This window comes from Pseudovibrio sp. Ad26 (assembly GCF_001623285.1).
Classification (GTDB): Bacteria; Pseudomonadota; Alphaproteobacteria; order Rhizobiales; family Stappiaceae; genus Pseudovibrio; species Pseudovibrio ascidiaceicola.
The window spans coordinates 224,784-245,680 of the sequence record NZ_LMCE01000047.1; the positions used below are offsets into that span (position 1 = coordinate 224,784).

General features: G+C 52.3%; 18 protein-coding genes and 1 riboswitch. Of the genes, 12 read left to right on the forward strand and 6 right to left on the reverse strand.

The window, feature by feature from the left end; genetic code table 11:
* Window positions 1-183: 183 nt before the first annotated feature.
* The 5 genes from thrC (at window position 184) to PsAD26_RS07525 (ending at window position 7,820) form a co-directional block, all read left to right on the forward strand.
* Window positions 184-1,590 (forward strand): threonine synthase, encoded by a 1,407-nt coding sequence (thrC, locus tag PsAD26_RS07505; protein WP_063309890.1) that lies wholly within the window; start codon window positions 184-186, stop codon window positions 1,588-1,590.
* Window positions 1,590-2,861, forward strand: a complete 1,272-nt coding sequence (locus PsAD26_RS07510; protein WP_063309891.1) for a pitrilysin family protein — start codon at window positions 1,590-1,592, stop codon at window positions 2,859-2,861. The genes thrC and PsAD26_RS07510 overlap by 1 nt, the downstream gene beginning before the upstream one ends.
* 64 nt (window positions 2,862-2,925) lie before the next feature.
* Window positions 2,926-3,573 (forward strand): GNAT family protein, encoded by a 648-nt coding sequence (locus tag PsAD26_RS07515; RefSeq protein ID WP_063298813.1) that lies wholly within the window; start codon window positions 2,926-2,928, stop codon window positions 3,571-3,573.
* A 102-nt stretch (window positions 3,574-3,675) separates the two neighbouring features.
* Window positions 3,676-6,564 (forward strand): EAL domain-containing protein, encoded by a 2,889-nt coding sequence (locus PsAD26_RS07520; protein ID WP_063287212.1) that lies wholly within the window; start codon window positions 3,676-3,678, stop codon window positions 6,562-6,564.
* 239 nt (window positions 6,565-6,803) lie between these two features.
* Window positions 6,804-7,820, forward strand: a complete 1,017-nt coding sequence (locus PsAD26_RS07525) for a D-alanyl-D-alanine carboxypeptidase family protein (protein WP_208985562.1) — start codon at window positions 6,804-6,806, stop codon at window positions 7,818-7,820.
* 23 nt (window positions 7,821-7,843) lie between these two features.
* Here PsAD26_RS07525 and PsAD26_RS28780 read toward each other — a convergent pair whose 3' ends face one another.
* The 5 genes from PsAD26_RS28780 to ispH form a co-directional block, all read right to left on the reverse strand.
* Window positions 7,844-8,128: a PilZ domain-containing protein gene (locus tag PsAD26_RS28780; protein WP_084403602.1), complete on the reverse strand. Its 285-nt coding sequence runs from the start codon at window positions 8,126-8,128 to the stop codon at window positions 7,844-7,846.
* A gap of 263 nt (window positions 8,129-8,391) precedes the next feature.
* Window positions 8,392-9,321, reverse strand: coding sequence for a YegS/Rv2252/BmrU family lipid kinase (locus PsAD26_RS07535; protein ID WP_063309894.1), 930 nt, complete (start codon window positions 9,319-9,321; stop codon window positions 8,392-8,394).
* Window positions 9,322-9,344: 23 nt separating this feature from the next.
* Complete coding sequence (rnhA, locus tag PsAD26_RS07540; RefSeq protein ID WP_057462906.1) at window positions 9,345-9,797, reverse strand: ribonuclease HI; 453 nt, start codon at window positions 9,795-9,797, stop codon at window positions 9,345-9,347.
* Window positions 9,794-10,759, reverse strand: a complete 966-nt coding sequence (locus tag PsAD26_RS07545) for a homoserine kinase (RefSeq protein WP_063309895.1) — start codon at window positions 10,757-10,759, stop codon at window positions 9,794-9,796. The genes rnhA and PsAD26_RS07545 overlap by 4 nt, the downstream gene beginning before the upstream one ends.
* Before the next feature lie 2 nt (window positions 10,760-10,761).
* Window positions 10,762-11,757 carry a 4-hydroxy-3-methylbut-2-enyl diphosphate reductase gene (gene ispH, locus PsAD26_RS07550; RefSeq protein WP_193758267.1) on the reverse strand — a complete coding sequence of 332 codons (996 nt, stop codon included), beginning with the start codon at window positions 11,755-11,757 and terminating at the stop codon, window positions 10,762-10,764.
* A 210-nt stretch (window positions 11,758-11,967) separates the two neighbouring features.
* Between ispH and PsAD26_RS07555 the strand changes: the two genes are divergently transcribed.
* The 6 genes from PsAD26_RS07555 (at window position 11,968) to PsAD26_RS07580 (ending at window position 19,019) form a co-directional block, all read left to right on the forward strand.
* A complete protein-coding gene (locus PsAD26_RS07555) occupies window positions 11,968-12,555 on the forward strand; it encodes a hypothetical protein (RefSeq protein ID WP_063309897.1) in 588 nt (195 codons plus the stop codon).
* A 121-nt stretch (window positions 12,556-12,676) separates the two neighbouring features.
* Window positions 12,677-12,771, forward strand: a riboswitch (glycine riboswitch).
* A 199-nt stretch (window positions 12,772-12,970) separates the two neighbouring features.
* Window positions 12,971-14,113: a glycine cleavage system aminomethyltransferase GcvT gene (gene gcvT, locus PsAD26_RS07560; protein ID WP_063309898.1), complete on the forward strand. Its 1,143-nt coding sequence runs from the start codon at window positions 12,971-12,973 to the stop codon at window positions 14,111-14,113.
* A gap of 69 nt (window positions 14,114-14,182) precedes the next feature.
* A complete protein-coding gene (gene gcvH / locus PsAD26_RS07565; RefSeq protein WP_063309899.1) occupies window positions 14,183-14,554 on the forward strand; it encodes a glycine cleavage system protein GcvH in 372 nt (123 codons plus the stop codon).
* A 167-nt stretch (window positions 14,555-14,721) separates the two neighbouring features.
* A complete protein-coding gene (gcvPA, locus tag PsAD26_RS07570; RefSeq protein ID WP_063309900.1) occupies window positions 14,722-16,071 on the forward strand; it encodes an aminomethyl-transferring glycine dehydrogenase subunit GcvPA in 1,350 nt (449 codons plus the stop codon).
* The gene (gcvPB, locus tag PsAD26_RS07575; protein WP_063309901.1) at window positions 16,068-17,657 is read left to right on the forward strand and encodes an aminomethyl-transferring glycine dehydrogenase subunit GcvPB; all 1,590 of its coding nucleotides are present in this window, start codon (window positions 16,068-16,070) and stop codon (window positions 17,655-17,657) included. The genes gcvPA and gcvPB overlap by 4 nt, the downstream gene beginning before the upstream one ends.
* A 177-nt stretch (window positions 17,658-17,834) precedes the next feature.
* On the forward strand, window positions 17,835-19,019 hold the full coding sequence (locus PsAD26_RS07580; protein ID WP_063309902.1) for a glycosyltransferase family 61 protein: 1,185 nt from the start codon (window positions 17,835-17,837) through the stop codon (window positions 19,017-19,019).
* Between the two features lie 22 nt (window positions 19,020-19,041).
* On the opposite strand, the gene PsAD26_RS07585 is transcribed toward PsAD26_RS07580, so the two are convergent.
* Window positions 19,042-19,971, reverse strand: coding sequence for an alpha-1,2-fucosyltransferase (locus PsAD26_RS07585; RefSeq protein WP_063309903.1), 930 nt, complete (start codon window positions 19,969-19,971; stop codon window positions 19,042-19,044).
* A 211-nt stretch (window positions 19,972-20,182) separates the two neighbouring features.
* Between PsAD26_RS07585 and PsAD26_RS07590 the strand changes: the two genes are divergently transcribed.
* Window positions 20,183-20,881 carry an HAD family hydrolase gene (locus tag PsAD26_RS07590; RefSeq protein ID WP_063309904.1) on the forward strand — a complete coding sequence of 233 codons (699 nt, stop codon included), beginning with the start codon at window positions 20,183-20,185 and terminating at the stop codon, window positions 20,879-20,881.
* The last annotated feature ends 16 nt before the right edge of the window (window positions 20,882-20,897 follow it).

Genomic DNA, 20,897 nt, shown 5'->3' on the forward strand with positions numbered 1-20,897 from the left:
TGCCTAAACGAGATTTCGCCGTGCAACTTCCTACAATTTCTGCTATTTCCCTGTGCGCACTTGAAACGCAAATGCGACAGTTTTGGGAATCTAATTTCAGATTCCAGCTAAAAACCTGAGAAATACCAATGGGGTATGGCACTAAAATGCCCTGATTCAGGTTGAGCGAGAAGGGATGTAACGGTGAGATATGTAAGTACGCGCGGCGATGCACCAGAACTCAACTTTTCTGAGGTGCTGCTCACGGGGTTGGCACGCGACGGCGGTTTGTATCTACCAAAAGAGTTCCCGCAATTATCTACTGAGGAAATTTCAGGATTTGCTGGAAAGCCTTACAGCGAAGTCGCTCTCAAGGTCATCGCCCCATTCGTTGGCGACTCCATTCCGCATGACGACTTGAAAAAAATGATCGACGAAGCCTATGCCAGCTTCTCGCATAAGGCTGTCACGCCGCTCATCCAAACTGCTCCCAACACCTACGTACTGGAACTCTTCCACGGCCCGACCCTTGCATTCAAAGATGTTGCAATGCAGCTACTCGGTCGCTTGATGGATTATGTGCTGACTCAAAAAGGTGCACGTGCAACCATCGTTGGCGCCACTTCAGGCGACACGGGCGGTGCTGCAATTGAAGCATTCCGTGGTCGTGAGCGCACAGACGTCTTCATTCTGTTCCCTGAAGGGCGTGTCTCTCCTGTTCAACAGCGCCAGATGACCACCTCCAAGGAAGACAACATTCATGCCCTAGCTGTCAAAGGCAACTTTGATGATTGTCAGGGCATCCTGAAAGACCTCTTCAACGATTTCTCCTTCCGCGAGCGCGTAGGCCTGTCGGGTGTAAACTCCATCAACTGGGCACGCATTGTTGCTCAGGTGGTGTATTACTTCACCTCCGCAGTGTCTCTGGGTGCTCCACATCGCAAAGTGTCCTTCACAGTACCGACTGGCAACTTTGGCGATGTGTTTGCAGGTTACGTGGCAGCTCAGATGGGTCTGCCAATTGAGAAACTGGTGATCGCAACCAACACCAACGATATTCTGGCGCGTACTCTGGACACAGGCCGCTATGAAATGCGCGGCGTTGTGGCGACCACCGCACCGTCCATGGATATTCAGGTGTCGTCCAACTTCGAGCGTTTGCTGTTTGCTGCAAACGGCGAAGACAGTGCAACTGTTAAAGCTCAGATGGACAGCCTCAAGCAGTCCGGTGCCTTCACTCTCTCAGAAAAAGCCCTAGGTTTTATCAAAGAGAAGTTCTCTGCAGGTCGTGCAAGCGAAGAAGAGACAGCTCAGACCATCACTGAAACGCTTAAGGAGAGTGGTTATCTGCTTGACCCGCATACCGCGGTCGCGATCTATGTCTCCAAAGAGCACAATGATGGTGTTACCCCGATGATCGTGCTGTCCACAGCACATCCGGCAAAATTCCCAGCGGCAGTAGAAAGTGCATCAGGTATTCATCCTGACCTGCCAGCTCATCTTGCTGACTTGATGGAACGCGAAGAGAAATTTTCCGTTCTTCCAGCAGATGCGCAGGAAATTGCAAAATTCGTTGAAGGCAATGCACGTGCCGTGAAAGCAGGCGTTTAATGGCGGTCAAACTAACAAAACTAGAAAATGGCCTGACTGTAGTTACTGATCAAATGGAATACCTCAAGACAACAGCTCTTGGGGTATGGGTGAAAGCTGGTTCTCGCTCTGAAGGCGAGCATGAAAACGGCATCACCCACCTTCTGGAGCACATGGCATTCAAGGGCACCAGCAAGCGCAATGCCCGCGAAATTGCAGAGGAAATCGAAGCCGTTGGCGGCGAGATGAATGCCTCCACAAGTGTTGAGCATACAAATTACTATGTGCGCACCTTGGCAGATGATGCGCCTTTGGGGTTGGATATTCTCTCCGACATCCTTCAGGATTCCATCATTGACCCTGAAGAGCTTGCTCGCGAAAAGCACGTAATCCTTCAAGAAATTGGCGCAGCACAAGACATGCCTGATGACCAGGTATTTGATGTGCTTCTGGAAACCGCATGGCCGGATCAGCCACTCGGTCGCCCAATTCTTGGTACGCCTGAAACCGTCACCGGCTTTTCTGCGGATGCCATCCGTCAGTATGTCGCGCGCAAGTACACAGCATCCGATATGGTGCTTGCTGCTGCTGGTGCCGTCGATCATGAAGCGCTCGTAGAACTGGCTGAAGCCAGCTTCTCAAAGCTGTCGAATGCAGCGCCGGATGAAGACTATGTGGCAAAGTATGTCGGCGGTGAGGGCTCCATTGAGCGGGAACTGCAAGAATTGCAGGTCATCCTTGGTTTTGAAGGCCTGCCATACGAGCATGAAGACTACTATGCTGTGCAGGTGCTTGCCTCGATCCTCGGCGGCGGCATGTCATCGCGTCTCTTCCAGGAAGTGCGCGAGAAGCGCGGTCTATGCTATTCTGTCTATGCCTTCCATTGGGCATTCGCGGATACCGGCTTCTTTGGCGTTCATGCGGCGACTGGACCAGAAGATGCCGCTGAACTGACAGAAGTGCTTGTGGAACAGCTGAAAGAAATTGCTAAGGGCGTGACCGAAAAAGAAGTGTCCCGTGCAAAAGCCCAGCTGCGATCCGGTTTGCTGATGGCATTGGAAAGCCCGGCAGCGCGCGCAGGCCAGATCGCTCGTCAGGTGATGATCTACGGTCATCCAGTAGCACTGGAAGAGTTGGAACGCCGCCTCAATGCTGTATCCTCTGACCGTGTACAGATGCTGGCAGAAAAACTATTTGCCTCTGACAACCCCACATATGTGAAGGTTGGGCCAAAGGCACCTATGCTTAACTATGCTGAATTAAAAGAGCGTTTGGCAGGGATCAAAGCATAAGCCTGTTGCAATTCAGGTAATGCTTTTTGCATAATGGAGCTCTGATTAAGAGGGGAGAGAAGCTGTGTCATTTTTCAAAACAAGCACATCTCCCCAATCTCTTGCAACATTAACCACAGGCCGCCTGTACTTGCGTGCGCCATCCATGGCGGATTTTGCGCAGTGGTCTGATCTGCGAGCTCAGAGCAGAGCCTTCCTGCAGCCATGGGAACCCACGTGGCCAGCAGATGATCTGACAAAAGCTGCCTTCCGAAAACGCATCCGGCGGTACAATCGCAATATCCGCGAAGGCTCTCACTACCCGTTTTTTCTGTTCAACCGGGATACCGACGAGTTGATGGGTGGTTTGAACCTTTCCAATGTCCGTCGCGGTGTTGCACAGGCAACCTCACTTGGGTATTGGATGGGAGCATCCTTTGCGGGCAATGGATTTATGAAAGAGGCCGTTCAGCGTGTCTGTTGTTTCTGCTTCAATGATTTGCACCTGCACCGCATCGAAGCAGCCTGCCTGCCATCAAATGAAGTCTCCAGAGCGCTCTTAATGAAGGTTGGATTCTCTGAACTGGGCTTTGCACCCTCGTATTTATTCATAAACGGAATGTGGCAAGACCATATTTTGTTTGGCAAAATCCGGGATTCTGCGCCTATACCAGCCAAAGTCCTGCCACAATCAGAGGCAGATGGGGATAAATTGCCTGTAACACATGCTTGAACCATGAAACTGGCGCCTTGACGATGTAATGATCTTGGCAAGGAATTCAGTTAATTTTTCGTTATCGTGGAGAAGCCGGTGTCAGGGACTTATTGTCAGCGCATGCAGAACGTTATTCAGGCTGTTCTGTTAAGCGCTCTCCTGCTCATTGTGGTTGCGTCACAAGCCTTGGCTTTGGAGGCGATTGTCGTCCCCAAGGACGTTGATGCGCTCGATCTGACCAGCTCTGTCGATATCTATCCCAACACCAGCAAAAGCATTCAGGTTTCCACCGCTCCAGACTCGGATGGCATCGTCAGACGCATCGAAGTGCGTTCCATTGACGATACTGCCAGCTCTTGGGCCGTGTTCGCGCTCTCCAATCCGGGGGAGGAACAGATCGACCGCCTGCTTGTTGCACCTTACTACAAGATGACTGGCGGCGGTGTATTGGTGCCGGACCTTGGTCAGCGCCGCATCGTGTCATTGACACCTAGTCAGGGCATCCCACCAATTCGCGAGCGCAGCACAGAAGCGGATATTTACCGCATCACGCTGGATCCGGGTGCGAATGTGACCTTCATCGCGGAGGTCAACACCCCAAGCCTACCGGAACTCCGCCTCTGGAAGCCAGAAGCTTACAAAGACAACATCAACGCTTACACGCTTTACCGCGGCATCGTGCTTGGCATTGCGGGCCTCTTGGCGCTGTTCCTCACTATCTTGTTTGTGGTGAAGGGAACTGTTCTCTTCCCGGCAACTGCAGCTCTGGCGTGGGCTGTTCTTGTTTATTTATGTATCGACTTCGGCTTTTGGAATCTCGTCTTCGGGCGAACGCTGGGGGATGATCAGCTCTATCGAGCGGTAGCGGAAATCAGTCTCACAGCCGCGCTTGTGGTCTTCCTTTACGCCTATCTCGGCCTCAGCCGCTGGCACATCCATTATACGCACCTTGCAATCGGCTTGTTCATCACTGTGCTCAGCTTGTTTGGCTTGGCGCTTTGGGATCCAACCATTGCAGCTGGTATCTCCCGTATCCTGATGGGTGGTGTGGCAATCGCTGGCTTCGGCGTCATCCTGATGCTCACCGTTCGTGGGTTCGAACGCGCGATTATGCTGCTGCCGACATGGTTCCTGTTCCTCGCATGGCTGTTCGCTGCGTGGATGGCAACGACAGGCATGTTGCAAAGTGATCTGGTGCAGCCAGCGCTGGCAGGCGGTCTTGTTCTCTTCGTTCTGCTGCTCGGTTTTACCGTCATGCAGCATGCCTTTGCAGGGTCTGGTCTCTCCCACAGTGTGATGAGTGATGTCGAACGCCGGGCTCTGGCGCTGACAGGCTCCGGCGACATCATCTGGGACTGGGACGTCGACCGCGACAAAATCCACACCAGCGGTGGCCTGGAAGAAGCTCTGGGCATCAAGCCAGGTCTTCTGGATGGGCCAGCCCGCCTCTGGCTCGAAATTCTGCACCCGCAAGATCGCGACCTGTTCCGTGGAACATTGGACGCTGTGATTGACCACCGCCGTGGCCGCGTTAATCAGGCGTTCCGCCTCCGTGGCGAAGATGGTCATTATCGCTGGTTCAAAATGCGTGCCCGTCCAGTGCTCGGCTCTGATGGTGAAGTGATCCGCTGCGTTGGTACGTTGCTGGACATCACCTCTCAGAAAACCGCTGAAGAGCGCCTGATGCATGATGCCGTGCACGACAACCTGACCGGCCTGCCAAACCGTGAACTGTTTATGGACCGCCTCGTTGCTGCGCTCGCTCGCTCCAGAGCAGAAGGCAATGGCAACCCGACTGTCATTCTGATTGATCTCGACCGCTTTAAGCAGGTCAACGACAGCATCGGTCAGACGGCTGGCGATTCCATGCTGCTCACCGCTGCACGCCGCCTCTCTCGTCTGATCAAACCGCAGGACTCCCTGTCTCGCATTTCTGCAGATACCTTTGCAGTTCTGATGATCTCTGAGCAGGACGCAACACGCATCGCGTCCTTTGCTGATGAGCTGCGCAAGTCTCTGCGCACACCAGTCACCTTCGGTGATCAGGAAGTGTTCCTGACAGCATCCATCGGCGCTTCCATCTTTGATGGTGGTCCTGAAAAGGCTACTGACCTGATGCGCGACGCGGAGATTGCACTCAACCACGCCAAGCGCCTCGGTGGTGACCGCATCGAGATCTTCCGCCCAACGTTGAAGCCAGTTGCCAGCAACACGCTAGCGCTGGACAACGATCTGCGCTCAGCTCTTGAAAAAGACGAGATCAAGGTTTTCTTCCAGCCAATCGTACGTCTGTCTGACAAGACGACAGCAGGCTTCGAAGCACTGGCGCGCTGGGAACATCCAAGCCGTGGCCTGATCCCACCATCTGAGTTCATTCCGGTTGCTGAACAAAGCGGTCTGATCAATGAGCTTGGCCTGCGTGTGATGGAAAAAGGTGCTCGTCAGTTGGCGCAGTGGCAGCGTGAGTTCAAACACGCGCTACCGTTGTTTGTCTCCGTCAACATCTCTTCTCGCCAGCTGTTGAAGCCTGACCTTATTAACGATGTGAAAGCAGTTCTGGCACGCACAGCGCTGACACCGGGCTCTTTGAAACTGGAGCTGACTGAATCTCTGGTCATGCAGAACCCGGAATTTTCCGTGCAGGTTCTTGAGCGTCTGAAAGGTCTGGGCGCTGGCCTGTCTCTGGATGACTTCGGTACAGGTTACTCATCCTTGAGCTACCTGCAGCGCTTCCAGTTCGACACCATCAAGATCGATCAGTCCTTCGTCCGTCCTAACGGCCAAAGCGCTCGTCCGGTCATCTTGCGTACCATCGTAGCGCTGGGGCATGACCTTGGTATGGAAGTGGTTGCGGAAGGTGCAGAGACTGAGTCAGATGCGCTGGAGCTGTTCCAGCTTGGCTGTGAATACGTGCAGGGTTTCCACTTCGGTCAACCAATGCGTGCTGCTGAAGCAGGCCGCATGCTCAAAGAGCAGTTCGCCCAGCAGGGCCGCAACAACCAAAGCTGATATGAGCAGGTAAGTTAGAAAGGCCACATGGTTGCAATGGAAAATTGTAACCATGTGGCCTTCGCAGCGGTGCTGGAGAAAAATTGATCTATCTCCGCCAAGTTTCCTCTGAATAACTCTGGCGATGACATACTCGAGGCAATTTTCTAAGAGCATCTGTTCGGGCTCTCTTTTCCCTATCTGAGATTATTAGCTGCATGTTTTGTTTTGGTAATGCGTGTCGACAACTACACGTCGCTTTGGGTTTGATTCTGGTTACATTCAGTACCCTAACACCGGCAAGCGCCACACCATCGCTGGTTTTGAACCTTGATACGCAAAAGGTCCTCTACGCTGAGGATGCAGGTAATCCTTGGTATCCCGCTTCAACAACCAAGTTGATGACCGCACTCGTAACCTTTGAGGCTATTGCCAACAGAGAAGTTGACCTTGAAACGTCGGTGGTGATGTCTCCTTGGGCGATGAAACAAGATTCTTTGAAGTCCGGCTTGAAGGTCGGAAGCGTCATGACACTGCAGGATGCGCTTTATGCGGTGCTTGTTGGATCAGCCAATGATGTCGCAGTTGCGCTGGCAGAGAGTGTCGCAGGGAGTGAAGATGCATTCGCTCAGCGTATGAATGCCACCGCGCAACGTCTTGGGATGACCGCAAGCCACTTTGTGAATGCCAACGGCTTGTTCGAATCCGCTCAGCAAACATCCGCACGTGATCTGGCCATTCTGGCGAGTGAAGTCTATCTGCGGTTCCCGCAGTATCGTGACGTGTTCGCCACATCAAAAGTGCTCATTAATGGCGTAGAAATCAAATCTTACAATGAGTTGCTGACCCGACTGCCGGGTACTGTCGGTATGAAGACAGGCTTTGTCTGTTCATCTGGCCGCAATATCGTTGCACTTACAGATCGTGGCGGGCAGCGCTTTATGGCAATCATTCTTGGCGCGACGACGGGGCGGGAACGTAGCGAAAGAGCAGCCAAACTCCTGACTGAGGCAATGGCTGGTGAACTAGCCCCCAATGGTCAGCAACTAAAAGAAATTGCAAACGATCTGCATCGTCAGCCTGAAAATATGCGCAAACAGGTTTGTAGCAGCCAAAGTGCAGCCTATGAGGCGCAGCAAAATAAGCGCTATCCGATGGGCATCGGCAGGAACAAGAGTTACCTGAAAGCAGCGGTGAAGCACAAAAGCCATAGCATCCGCACTTGGCGGGCTGCCGTTGGTTTTAGCGGCCCAATACCCTATCCAAAGCCGAAGTGACTCGCGGCAATGCCTGTCACTTGTCAGAGTTTGGCAGGCTTAGAAGTGAACTTGATGCCTGCTTCTTCGCAATGCAGCCAGACGACCTTGCCGCTGAAAGAAAGCTTGCGGGTTGGTACCTGAATTTTCACCGTGTCTCCGGAAACGAGCTTCCCGGTATTGATCAACAACCGGCAACCTCCGTTGCTGATATCCTCAATCACGCAGGATCGGTTGAAATTATCCGTAAGCAGAACCACAGGCCAATGACAGGCATGCCGTTTGAAGTCTCGGTTCTCTATCTCTAAAAGTTTCGGACGAGGTATCATGTGACCACCGGCCTTTACATCAATATACGATAACTAGAATCATTAGTTTGGAAACTGATGTACGCATTATCAACTATATATTGCGCAGATATTAACGCGCAGGCGGCCTATCACCTCGATCTAAGTTATTCATATCATGAGAGAAATTAAGAAAGTTACAGCTCTAAATATGTTGAGCGTACAGGTTGCCTGTAACCTGCGGGAAGCACTACGTAAATTTGAGGCTGTAACCATCAAGTGGATTGTGAAAGGGAAGGACTGTTCTATTTTCCAGAAATAATCGTCAATTCACAGTCGCCAACAGAAACCTCAAGCGGTGTGCCGCCAAATGGTTCACCGTCGATTTGAACAGCTGCCGCACGATAAGCATCTATGCGGGCTGATTTGATGGTTCGGAACTCAACATTACGGGATTTGGCGACGCTGCCAGTAAGTAAGCGGCATGCGTATTTGAAGAGTGCCCACACTCCGTCTTCTTTGAAGACCAGTAGGTGCAGCTTCTTCTCTAAAATGGAAGCATCCGGCACCACGAGGTGCTTACCAGCGTAATAGCGACCATTAGTGATCAACACCATGGCACATTGCAGTTCTTCATCGTCTGCACGGACTTTAAAGCTGCCTTTACGGCGCGAAAAGGCCAGCTGGGCGGCAATGAAGAGATAAGCAAACCGACCGTAACGGCGCTTCAGGCGCAGGGGTACAACATGCACCACTTCTGCATCAAAGCCGGTTGAAGTGGAAAGAAAAAACGGGCGCCCGTTGGCAAAGCCATTGTGCAGTTTCGTCGTCTTGCCTGCGATGATGGTTTTAGCAATCTCACGCGGGGTATTCGGTACACTCAGTTCATGAGCAAGTACATTTGCAGTGCCAAATGGAATAATTGCCAGATGTGGCTTCATTCCACGCCCCAGCATGGCAGATGCAGCCTCGCTGACAGAGGCGTCCCCACCAGCAACAGCCAGAATATCCGTATTCAGATCAGGGTCCGTGCAGGTCTCAGCGATTTCGCTGGCACGACTGGTGAGTTTCAACTCCACCTTCATCCCAGCGTCCTCAAGGCACTTCACGATCTCAGTGATGCTCTGAAAACGGAAAGACGTTGCTGTTGGATTGGCAAGAATAAGCACGCGCTTGGCCTTGCGCGATTTCTTTTTCGCCTCATCCGGCCGAGAGTGGGGAAGCTGGTTTTCCATAAACCTGACCTTGCCTTCCCGACTTACTTGGATTTTTGAAAGGGTTTCATACCCTTACGCGCAAGTTCATCAGCACGCTCGTTTTCTTCGTGCCCGGCATGACCTTTGATCCAATGCCACGCAACATCATGGCGTTGTGCCGCTGTATCCAGCAGTTGCCATAAATCAGCGTTTTTAACGGGTGAGTTGGACGCAGTCCGCCAACCTTTACGCTTCCAGTTATGCATCCACTGAGTGATGCCGTTTTTCACATATGAGCTGTCTGTATAAAGATCGACGGCGCAAGAACGCTTCAGGGAATCAAGAGCCTGAATGGCCGCCATCAACTCCATGCGGTTGTTGGTCGTATCAGGCTCGCCGCCGCACAATTCTTTTTCATGCTCGCCAAAGCGCAGCAGCACGCCCCAGCCACCAGGTCCCGGGTTGCCGGAGCAAGCTCCATCAGTCCACGTCTCAACACGTTTGGTATCGGTCATTTATCCAGCCCGTATGCACTCGCATTGGATACGCCACGATGGAACCTGAGTTTATGCAGGTATTCAAGTGGATCTTTAGGAACAACAAGCGCACCTTCCGGCACTGACAACCAGTCGTAAAGACGCGTCAGCAGGAAGCGCAGCGCTGCACCACGACACAGCAAAGGCAGGTTGTCGAATTCAAGTTCGCTGAACGGGCGCACACTGCGATAACCTTCCAGCAATGCCCGTGCTTTCGTGACGTTGAACATGCCATCCGGCTCAAAGCACCAGGCATTAATGCAGATTGCCACGTCATAGGCAAAGGCATCATTACAAGCAAAGTAGAAGTCGATCAGACCGGAAAGTTCTTTGCCCAGATAAAACACATTGTCCGAGAATAGGTCAGCATGAATAACACCGTTTGGCAGTTCTTTCGGCCACAGTGCCTGTAGCTCATCCAGTTCCGCAGTCAGCTCTTCTGCAAGGCCAACCTTCACTTCATGCGCGCGCTCACGGCTGGCATCTAGTAAAGGAGCCCAACCATCAACACTCAGAGAGTTTGGTCGTTTGATCTCAAAGTCAGCGCCTGCCAGATGCATCCGCGCCATGCCTTTACCCAGCTCTGCGCAATGCACCAGCTGAGGCTTACGCACCCACATACCATCAAGGAATGTAACCATGGCCGCAGGACGTCCCGCAAGCTCGCCAAGCATCTGACCATCACGGTCAATAAGCGGAGTAGGGCAGTTCAGGCCATTATTGGCAAGATGCTGCATCAGTCCCAGGAAAAACGGCAAATCATCAGGATTAACGCGTTTTTCGTAGAGCGTAAGGATGTAATAGCCCGTCTCCGTATGAACCAGATAGTTGGAGTTCTCGACACCTTCAGCAATGCCCTTGTAAGAGAGCAAATTGCCAATGTTGAAACGGTCGATGAAAGCGCCCAGCTCTTCATCGGAAACATCGGTATATACAGCCATAACTATTCAGCCGGACTTGTTCCGCTAGGCGCGGCAGCGGTCCGTAACTCTTTCGGTAGATTGAATGAAATGTCTTCTTCAGCAGTTGTAACGGTTTCCAGTGTCACATCATAATGCTCACGGAAGGATTCAACAATTTCTTCAACAAGGATTTCAGGGGCAGACGCACCGGCGGTGATACCGATTGTTTTCGCACCTTCAAAATCATCCCAGAAGATCTCGGAGGCTCGCTGAATGAGGAAAGCCTTGTCACAACCTGCTCTCTCACCAACTTCGCGCAAGCGCTTAGAGTTGGATGAGTTTGGCGCTCCAACAACAATCATGGCATCGCACTTCGGTGCAATTTCCTTCACAGCATGCTGGCGATTGGTTGTTGCATAGCAGATGTCATCCTTGTGCGGCTTCGCAATGGTTGGGAAGCGTTCTTCAAGAATTTTGACAATCTCTTCTGTGTCATCAACAGAAAGAGTCGTCTGAGAAATCCACGCCAATTGCCGGTCGGTCTTCGGTTTAAACTGGCGGGCATCCTCTGCTGTCTCAATAAGAGAGACGCGTCCACGCGGCAGCTGACCCATGGTGCCAACAACTTCCGGATGGCCTTTATGACCGATCAGCAGAATTTCGCGCTCGCGTCTGTCGTGCAAAATAGCCTCTTTATGCACCTTGGAAACCAACGGACAGGTTGCATCAAGAAAGAACAGATTACGCAGTCGTGCAGCCTCAGGCACAGATTTCGGTACACCGTGCGCTGAGAAAATAACAGGACGATCGTCTACCGGAATCTCATCTAATTCCTCAACAAAAACAGCACCTTTGTTGCGCAGAGATTCAACCACATACTTATTGTGAACGATCTCGTGGCGCACATAAACAGGCGCACCGTATTTCTCGAGAGCGAGGTCGACGATCTGGATCGCGCGGTCAACACCGGCACAAAAGCCACGTGGAGCGCAAAGAAGAATTTTGACCGGTGCCTTTGTGGTCGGCGTAACCTGCATGACGTATTCCTGAGTTTTGACTTTGAGCAATTGAAGGATGTTGACTGCCTCTGTCAAGAAAAAGAGTTTTTAATCGGGCATCAAGCGCTGATTTTCTCCAATATTCAGCCTGTCAGCTTCCTCTACTGTGTTTCAGGTGCCTGATGTATCTCGCCATTTGCGTTTGTGGCTGATATAGAAACAAAAACTGCAGGTAAATTTGGGATTCGAATGGTGGGCAATTTATTGGCAAAATCACTGCTCAAAAACACAGGACGGGCAATTCTTCTGGTAGCACTTGGTGCTTCACTGGCAGGTTGCGGCAGCTTTATGTCATCAGACAACGAGCTGGAAGCATCCTCTGCAAACCCGCCTGCAACTGAAAAGACCTTTGATCTGTCCGTTCTCCAGGCACCAGCCTTATGCCCCGCTTTGCAGGAGCTTTCAGGAACAACCATCCTGACAGTGTACCCGCGCGGAAAAGAAAAGACGCCTGAGAATCTGAGCTATCAGGCCATCATCACGGATTGGGCGCGTACTTGTAAAAAGTCCGGTCAGAATTCCGCGATGAAATTGGGCATCGCAGGTAACATTACGCCCGGTCCAACCTGGAAAGGCGGCGAAATATTGCTTCCTGTGCGTGTAGCAGTCACACAAGATGTGGATGGCGGAGAAAAAACAATCTACTCCAAACTCTTCAGCGTTCCTGTCACTTTAGGGGCCGGATCACCGTCTGCAACATGGGCATTTGTGGAAGAAAATATTATTCTTCCGAATGAACCGCGACAAAATGTTGTATTTGGATTCGACGAAAACTGAAAAATAGGTTAGTAAGTGATTACAGCTTGGCGTCAAAGTGTCGCGCCAGCCTTCTTGAATGACACGTTGCAGTCATTCAGGGGGAATACATTCGCCGGGTCTGAGGAGGGCTGGCGAGTGATAGAGCTGTGCGGGAGAGAATAAGCCACCCATTGGGTTATCGCCGAAGGAGCAACCGCCCCGGAAACTCTCAGGCAAAAGGACCGCACAGTAAGCAACACTCTGGAAAGCAGTGCCAAGCACGCAATCCTGATGGATCGCATGTTAAGGCTCTCACCGAAGGAGTAACCGCTTTGGTATTTGTAGCTACCAGCGCGGGAAATCTCTCAGGTTCTCGAGACAGAGGGGGCGTACTCGATCATTCCGCGAATTTGGAATGGTTTTCGATGTGTACGCCACTGTCTGAGGGGACCATATGGCTGAAGCTGCAGACCTGCTAAAAACACCGCTTTTCGATCTTCATGTAGAGCTTGGCGCTAAAATGGTGCCGTTCGCTGGTTATGATATGCCAGTGCAGTTCCCGCTCGGCGTGATGAAAGAACACCTCTTTACACGTGAAAGCGCAGGCCTCTTCGATGTGTCTCACATGGGGCAGGCTTGGCTTGTAGGTCCAGACCACGCAACCACTGCGGCTGCTCTGGAAACGCTCGTTCCTTCCAACATGAAGGAACTGAAGCCGGGCAAACAGCGTTACACTGTTCTGCTAAACGACAATGGCTGCATCATTGATGACCTCATGGTCTCTCGTCCGCTGGCGAGCGAGGATGATGGTCGCCTCATGCTCGTCGTAAATGCTGCATGTAAAGACAACGATTATAAAATCATCGCAGCAGCTCTTCCAGACAACGTAAAGCTTGAGATCGTTGAAGATCGCGCATTGATCGCAATCCAAGGTCCAAAAGCTGCTGAAGTGATGGCACTGCATGCACCAGAAGCTGCAGAAATGGGCTTCATGGAAGCGCGTCCTCTGGAATTTGACGGCATCTCCGTTATCGCCTCTCGCTCAGGATACACTGGCGAAGACGGCTATGAGATTTCCATTCCTGCTGGTGCTGCTGAAGCAGTTGCAAAAGCGCTGCTCGCAGATGAGCGCGTTGAATCCATCGGGCTTGGTGCTCGTGACAGCCTGCGCCTTGAAGCAGGTCTTTGCCTTTATGGTCACGACATCGACGAAAACACCACACCGGTTGAAGGCAACATCACCTTCTGCATGCAGAAGCGCCGTAAAGAAGCAGGTGATTTCCCAGGTGGTGAGCGTGTGCTGAAGCAGCTGGCAGAAGGTACTGAAAATCTTCGTGTAGGCTTGCTGCTTGAAGGTCGTGCACCAGCACGTGAAGGCGCGGAAATCCGCGTCCCGGGTACAGAAGAAATTATTGGCCGCGTCACATCTGGCGGTTATGGGCCAACTCTCGGCGCGCCAGTTGCGATGGGTTATGTCCCGTCAAATCTGGCAGAAATTGGCACAGAACTGGAGCTTGTGGTCCGTGGCCGTGCGCTTCCTGCCAAGGTTGCTGAGATGCCGTTTGTAGCGCAGCGCTACTACCGCAAACCAAAATAATTCCGGTGAGGGCAGCGGGCTGCCCCAATCACAATCCAATCGACAAACGACAGTGTAGGGAACGCTTAAATGAGCACATATTTCACAAAAGACCACGAGTGGCTGAAGGTTGAGGGAGACGTAGCAACCGTCGGTATCACTGAGTTCGCACAGAGCCAGCTGGGCGATGTTGTGTTCGTCGAACTGCCAGAAAACGGCAAAAACGTCGATCAGGACGATGAAGTTGCTGTCGTGGAATCCGTGAAAGCTGCATCTGAAGTATATGCGCCGCTCGATGGTGAGATCGTTGAAGGCAACGAACTGCTCGTTGATGAGCCTGCAAAAGTGAATGAAGACCCAGAAGGCGCTGCCTGGTTCTTCAAAATGAAGCTCGGGAATGCTGCACAGCTTGAAGCCCTGATGAGCGAAGCTGACTACAAAGCATTTGTAGAAACGCTTTAAGGCAAAGCGTACTCCCGAAAAGCCCGACCGGTTTTCGGAATAAGAATATGCAATAAGCCAAAAGCCGTTCATCACCTGCCATGCACGACAGCCGCATGGCAGGAAATGGCAGAAGCCCTGTTCGCTTTTGCTGCAATGTGCATCAGACAATCTGATGGAGAGAGAACATGCGGTATCTTCCGCTTTCAGACAACGACCGCGCCGACATGCTGGCGCGTATCGGCGTAGACTCAATCGATGAGCTGTTTGCCGATATCCCAGAGGCCGTTCGCCTTGAAGAACTGACAACCTTGCCGCGTCGCAAGACAGAAATGCAAGTTGAGCGTCAGCTCAGCGCAATGGCGAACAAGAATGTCAGTGCTGGATCTCTACCGTTCTTCGTTGGGGCAGGGGCGTACAAACACCACGTGCCAGCAACCGTTGATCACCTGATCCAGCGTTCTGAATTTCTGACAAGCTACACACCGTATCAGCCAGAAATCACACAGGGCACGCTGCAGGCACTCTTCGAATTCCAGACACAGGTGGCAAACTTGACCGGAATGGAAGTCGCCAACGCGTCCATGTACGATGGATCTACCGGTACAGCTGAAGCTGTGTTGATGGCGCACCGTGTAACCCGCAAGAAAAAAGCGGTTCTTTCCGGTGGTTTGCATCCGCAGTACCGTGAAGTGGTTGAAGGTGTTTCTGCAAAGCTGCCTGGTGCATCTGTTGCGGCCCTCCCGGCAGACCCAACCGGCACAGAAGACATTCTGGCGCAGATCGACTGCGAAACCTCCTGTGTGGTGGTTCAGTCTCCGTCCTTCTATGGCCAGCTGATCGATCTGAAGCCGATTGCAGAAAAAGCGCACAAGCACAAAGCTCTGTTGATCGCAGTGTTCACTGAAGTTGTTTCCCTCGGCCTTCTGGAAAGCCCAGGCGCTCAGGGTGCGGACATCGTGGTTGGTGAAGGCCAGTCCATCGGTAACCCACTCACATTCGGTGGCCCTTACGTTGGTCTGTTTGCGACCCGTCAGAAATACATCCGCAACATGCCGGGTCGTGTTTGTGGTGAAACAACGGATGCTGAAGGCAAGCGCGGTTTTGTGTTGACCCTCTCCACCCGTGAGCAGCATATCCGTCGTGACAAAGCGACCTCCAACATCTGCACCAACTCCGGTCTGTGTTCCTTGGCGTTCACCATCCACATGACCTTGTTGGGCGGCAAAGGCCTCGCACGCCTTGCTCGCATCAACCACATGAGCGCAGTTGCTTTGGCAGATGCCCTTTCTGCGGTTGACGGTGTTGAAGTTCTGAACTCCGCGTACTTCAACGAGTTCACAATTCGCACGCCAAAGAATGCACATGATGTGATTGAAGCTCTTGCTGCAAAGGGCGTTCTGGGCGGTGTTCCTGTTTGCCGTTTGGACAAATCCGGCGGTGATATCGACAACCTGATCGTTGTTGCAAGCACAGAAGTGAACACCGATGAGGACCGTGCAGCCTACGCGCAGGCTCTGAAGGAGGTGCTGGCATGACTATGAACCATCAGGGACGTCCAACACGCGCTGGTGAAGCTGGCCCCCCAATGCCGCACCAGACCTTTACGGGCAACAAAGCATTGGACATGGAAGAGCCACTCATCTTTGAGATCGGCCACATGGACAACTGTGGTGTGGACCTTGACGAGCCAATGGACTTCGTTCCGCGCCTCGGCAGCCATATGCGTTCTGAGCCGGTAGAGCTTCCAGCTCTGTCCGAGCCGGAAACTATGCGCCACTACGTCCGCATGTCTCGCAACAACTATGCGATTGATTCAGGCCTGTATCCATTGGGTTCCTGCACCATGAAGCATAACCCGCGCCTCAACGAAAAGATGGCGCGTCTGCCGGGCTTTGCTGATATTCACCCACTGCAGCCAATCTCCACAGTTCCGGGCGCTTTCGAGCTGATCTCTGAACTGGCTGACTGGCTGATGGAACTCACCGGCACCAACGCTGTGGCCATGAGCCCGAAAGCTGGTGCTCACGGTGAGCAGTGCGGGATGATGTCTATCAAGCACGCAATTGCAGCCAAAGGCGAAGAACGTTCCATCGTTCTGGTTCCGGAAAGTGCTCACGGCACCAACCCGGCAACCGCTGCACTGGTTGGCTATAAAGTTGTGTCCATCCCTGCACGTGAAGACGGCACGGTGGCTGTGGAAGCTGTGATCGAAAAGATCGAAGCTCACGCAGGTCAGGTGGCAGCGCTTATGCTCACCAACCCGAACACCTGTGGTCTGTTTGAGCCAGAAGTGATTGAGATTGCAAACGCAATCCATGAAGCTGGTGGCTACTTCTACTGCGACGGCGCAAACTTCAACGCGATTGTTGGCAAGGCAAAGCCAGGTGATCTTGGCATCGACGCCATGCACATCAACCTGCACAAAACCTTCTCCACGCCGCATGGCGGTGGTGGCCCAGGTTCTGGTCCGGTTGTTCTGTCAGATCGTCTGGCACCATACGCGCCGCTTCCATTCATCCGCAAAAACGGCGATGAGTTGGAAGTTGTTGAGACAAACGATCAGTTGAAGGACGGCGAACAACCATTTGGCCGTATGACCGCATTCTTCGGTCAGATGGGCATGTATGTACGCGCTCTGTCCTACATGCAGTCTCATGGTTCTGATGGCCTGAAGCAGGCATCTGAAGATGCTGTGCTGAACGCCAACTACATCCGCGTTGGCTTGCAGGACCTGATGACTCTGCCATTCGGTGTGAAACCATGCATGCACGAAGTTCTGTTTGACGACAGCTTCCTGAATGACACTGGCGTCTCCACGCTCGATTTCGCAAAAGCGATGATCGACGAAGGCTACCATCCAATGACCATGTACTTCCCACTGGTCGTAAGTGGTGCAATGTTGATCGAACCAACCGAAAGCGAAAGCCGCGCATCTCTCGACCTGTTCGTCGCTACCATGCGCGATCTGGTGATGAGTGCAAAAGCAGGCGAAAAAGATCGCTTCGAAGGTGCTCCGTTCCTGGCTCCGCGCCGTCGTCTGGATGAAACAGCGGCAGCGCGTAAACCAATCCTAAAATGGGTGGCTCCAGAACCAACCAAGGTGGAACCAGAACTCGCGTAACAACGCGTTTTTTGGAAAAACTTACAGCCCGGCTCTTGCAAAAGACGCCGGGCTTTTTTCTGCGCGTACCCAATCCATTCCCATGCTTATTGATTGATCAGAATACGCGGATACTGGAGGTGTCTTGCCCGGTATACGCTCATTCGTGCTTAGCAGATAAAACGGGTGAGGTGGGGGATGCGTAAGGCACCTAAATGGCGCAGTTGGCTGCCAACAAGTCGGCAACTTCGGTTCCGGGCGCAATCAACCCTTGCCAGAACCTTCCCGTCCATTGGAGATCGAAACAACTTCTTTCCGGACAACGCAAATCCAAGGCTTGCGCCAAATGAGCACCTGCTAACCGCTGATGAGCGCAGCTCTCGTGCACTGCCGCAAGAGGTGCAGGCGTTTTTTGAAGAGCATGGCGCATTGGAGCAAAGCCGCTATCCTTTGCCAATCACCCCCGCCGGTCACACGCAGCTCAGGATGTATAAGCTCGTTGATGCACTGGTCCTCGGCAGCACTGGAGCAACCGTCTTAAAGGCGCAACATCGCCAGATAGAGGCCGCAGCGCCCAACACCATGCGGTTTGCGCGGTTAAAGGACAGGACGATCCAGACTGCAGCCATCAACATGCTGGGCATGGCCGCTGGTCATCGCCACTACTACCACTTTTTGTGCGATGTAGCCTTCCCGCTTCTGTTTCTGCTAGAGCAACTGGGGCCGCTGACATTCCCGCTGAAAATACTGCTTCGGGAAAATATCCCAGAGTTTCAGAAAGAGTTTTACGAGCATCTGGCTCAGGAGACGCCTCTCCTCAACCTGGAAGAGTGCAAAGCGAGCGAACGCATCCATTGCAAAACGTTGTTTCACTGCACGCCGGCAATGAACTGCGAATACAGAGTCCCAGCCAGCGAGCAGGCAGCATCTATGGTCGCAACGCATTATCTGGCTGCATACCAGCTTGATATGCACAAGACGCCAGCCACAAGGCTCTATATCGCGCGGGATGATGCAAAAACACGCCGAATAGTGAACGAGAAGTCACTCAAAGAGCAGTTGGAGGCACGGGGTTTTCAAAGCGTCATTCCCGGCAAACTAAGCCACAAAGAGCAGGTAGAACTCTTCAACAACGCCAGGATCATCGTTGGAACCCACGGCGCAGGCCTGACAAACCTGCTGTTCACACAAGCAGGCGGCAAGCTGATTGAGATCTTCCCCGCAGATTACGTCCAGAGTGCTTATGCATGGCTCGCACATGTGCGAGGGCTAAGATACGCGCCGGTTATTGGAGAAAAGAGCGGGGCGCACCAACACTTCTCTCTGTCTCAAAACGCAATCGGACAGATCTTGCACGAAGTTGATGCTTTGGAACTTGCTTAAACCGACTTCGGCATTGCAGGCACTATAATCGCTGCCAGTGCGGCGGAACGATCAAACTGTCATCCAGATTGGGGTTCTTGAACCACTTAAGCGGCGCTATCACGTGTTTCTCTTCATTCCCGTTTAAGAAAGCAGCCCACCAGCTGAAGGTGCTGTTGGCGGTGACGATGTGATCGCAAGATGACATAACCATCAGATCCTCATAGTCTTTTCCATCCTGCATCGGATCCGCAAAAAACACATTGTCTTGCTGCGAAACCACCTCACGCGCTCGTTCAGGACTGTCAGAGAAGACATAGAAGGTCAGGCCGGGAATGCGCTCTGAGAGGAAATCCATCGCGCCCTTGTAATAACCAGCGGAGCACAACCCAAAATTCTGTAGATTGTGTGCCTGACTATAATCGCCATAGCGCACATGCAAGGCTACAGATGGCCCGGAGTTAATCCGTTGCAGCAGTTTCAGCCGCTCAAGCACCATTGGTTTCTTGAGCGTGATCTCTTCTCGCAACTGCTCCATGATGGAAAATGGAATCTCCCACTTCTGCCAATACCCGTCCAGATAAGCGCTTTGCTTGAATATGGGAGTATCTCCATCTCGCAGCAACTCGTCCTCGCGCATGTAGCGGCGCTGATAGAAGGGATAGAACTTGCGGCATATCTTGACGGTTTGCCCAAAGGCCTGCGCTGGCCAAAGCACTGCCGACATTTCAGATTCAGTGGCAGATAAACCCTGCGTTTTGAAAAGGTTGAGGCAATAGGAGCGGTTGAAATACTGCGCGTACTCACTGTGGTCGAAACGAAGTTTCATCCCCGTTTCAAGCGCGATTTTCCGCCCGAAAGCATACTGAAAAAGCTGATTGCCAATGCCGCCGCGGATACGGACAATCAATGTTGGTTTGAGCTTGCGCCGTCGCGCAGCACCAGACTTTCGCACCTGAGAAGCAACTGACATACGTCCCCCGTACACAAATCAGCGTGTTTACCCCTCAGCCTACCGGAGCTTTGGCAAAGGCTCACTACTAGGTTTTTGGGAGTAAATCTCCTAGCTCGAGCTGAAACTGTGCTAGGTCTGCGAGGATAAGTTGTAATGTGCTCCTGCGGTATCATGAAAATGCCATGCTTGCTGACAACACTGCGCCTGATATAACCAACTGGATTTGCTTATGAACTACGATTTACTCATTTGGGATTGCGACGGCTGTTTGATTGATAGCGAGTGGATTGGCTGTCAGGTAGAGGCCGAAGGCTTCACCAAAGCTGGATACCCGATCAGCACGGAAGAAATGATTGCCCGCTTCTGCGGTGTGTCATCTGCAGAAGTATTCAGCCAGGTTGAAGCGGAAATTGGCGTCAACATTCGCCACCATGAGGCGCTCGTAAATCAGGATGAGGCGCTAAAGGCAGCCTTTGAGCAGTATCTCAAGCCAATCACTGGCATCCATGAAGCATTGCATGAGTTGGACAACTCATTCCCAAATTTGCAAATGTGCATCGCCTCCGGCAGTTCCATGGATCGTTTGGATCATACGCTCAAACTAACAAATCTATACGATCGGTTTGAGAGCAAGTACTTCTCGGCAGATTTGGTTGAAAAGGGCAAGCCAGCGCCAGATGTGTTCTTGAAAGCAGCAAGTGAGATGGGTGTCGCTCCCGAAAAATGCGTGGTTGTTGAAGATAGCCACCTCGGCTTGCAAGCGGCCCGAGCAGCAGGCATGACTGCCCTCGGCTTCACCGGAGCCTCCCACGGCAACGCAGATTTACACAGCCGCCTTGAGCAACAAAACCCAATGGCAATCTTTAATAATATGAAAGAGTTAGCCAGCCTCATCAAAAAGCTGAATCTGCTCAAAAGTACAGCTTAACGTTTGCGAGCTGTTT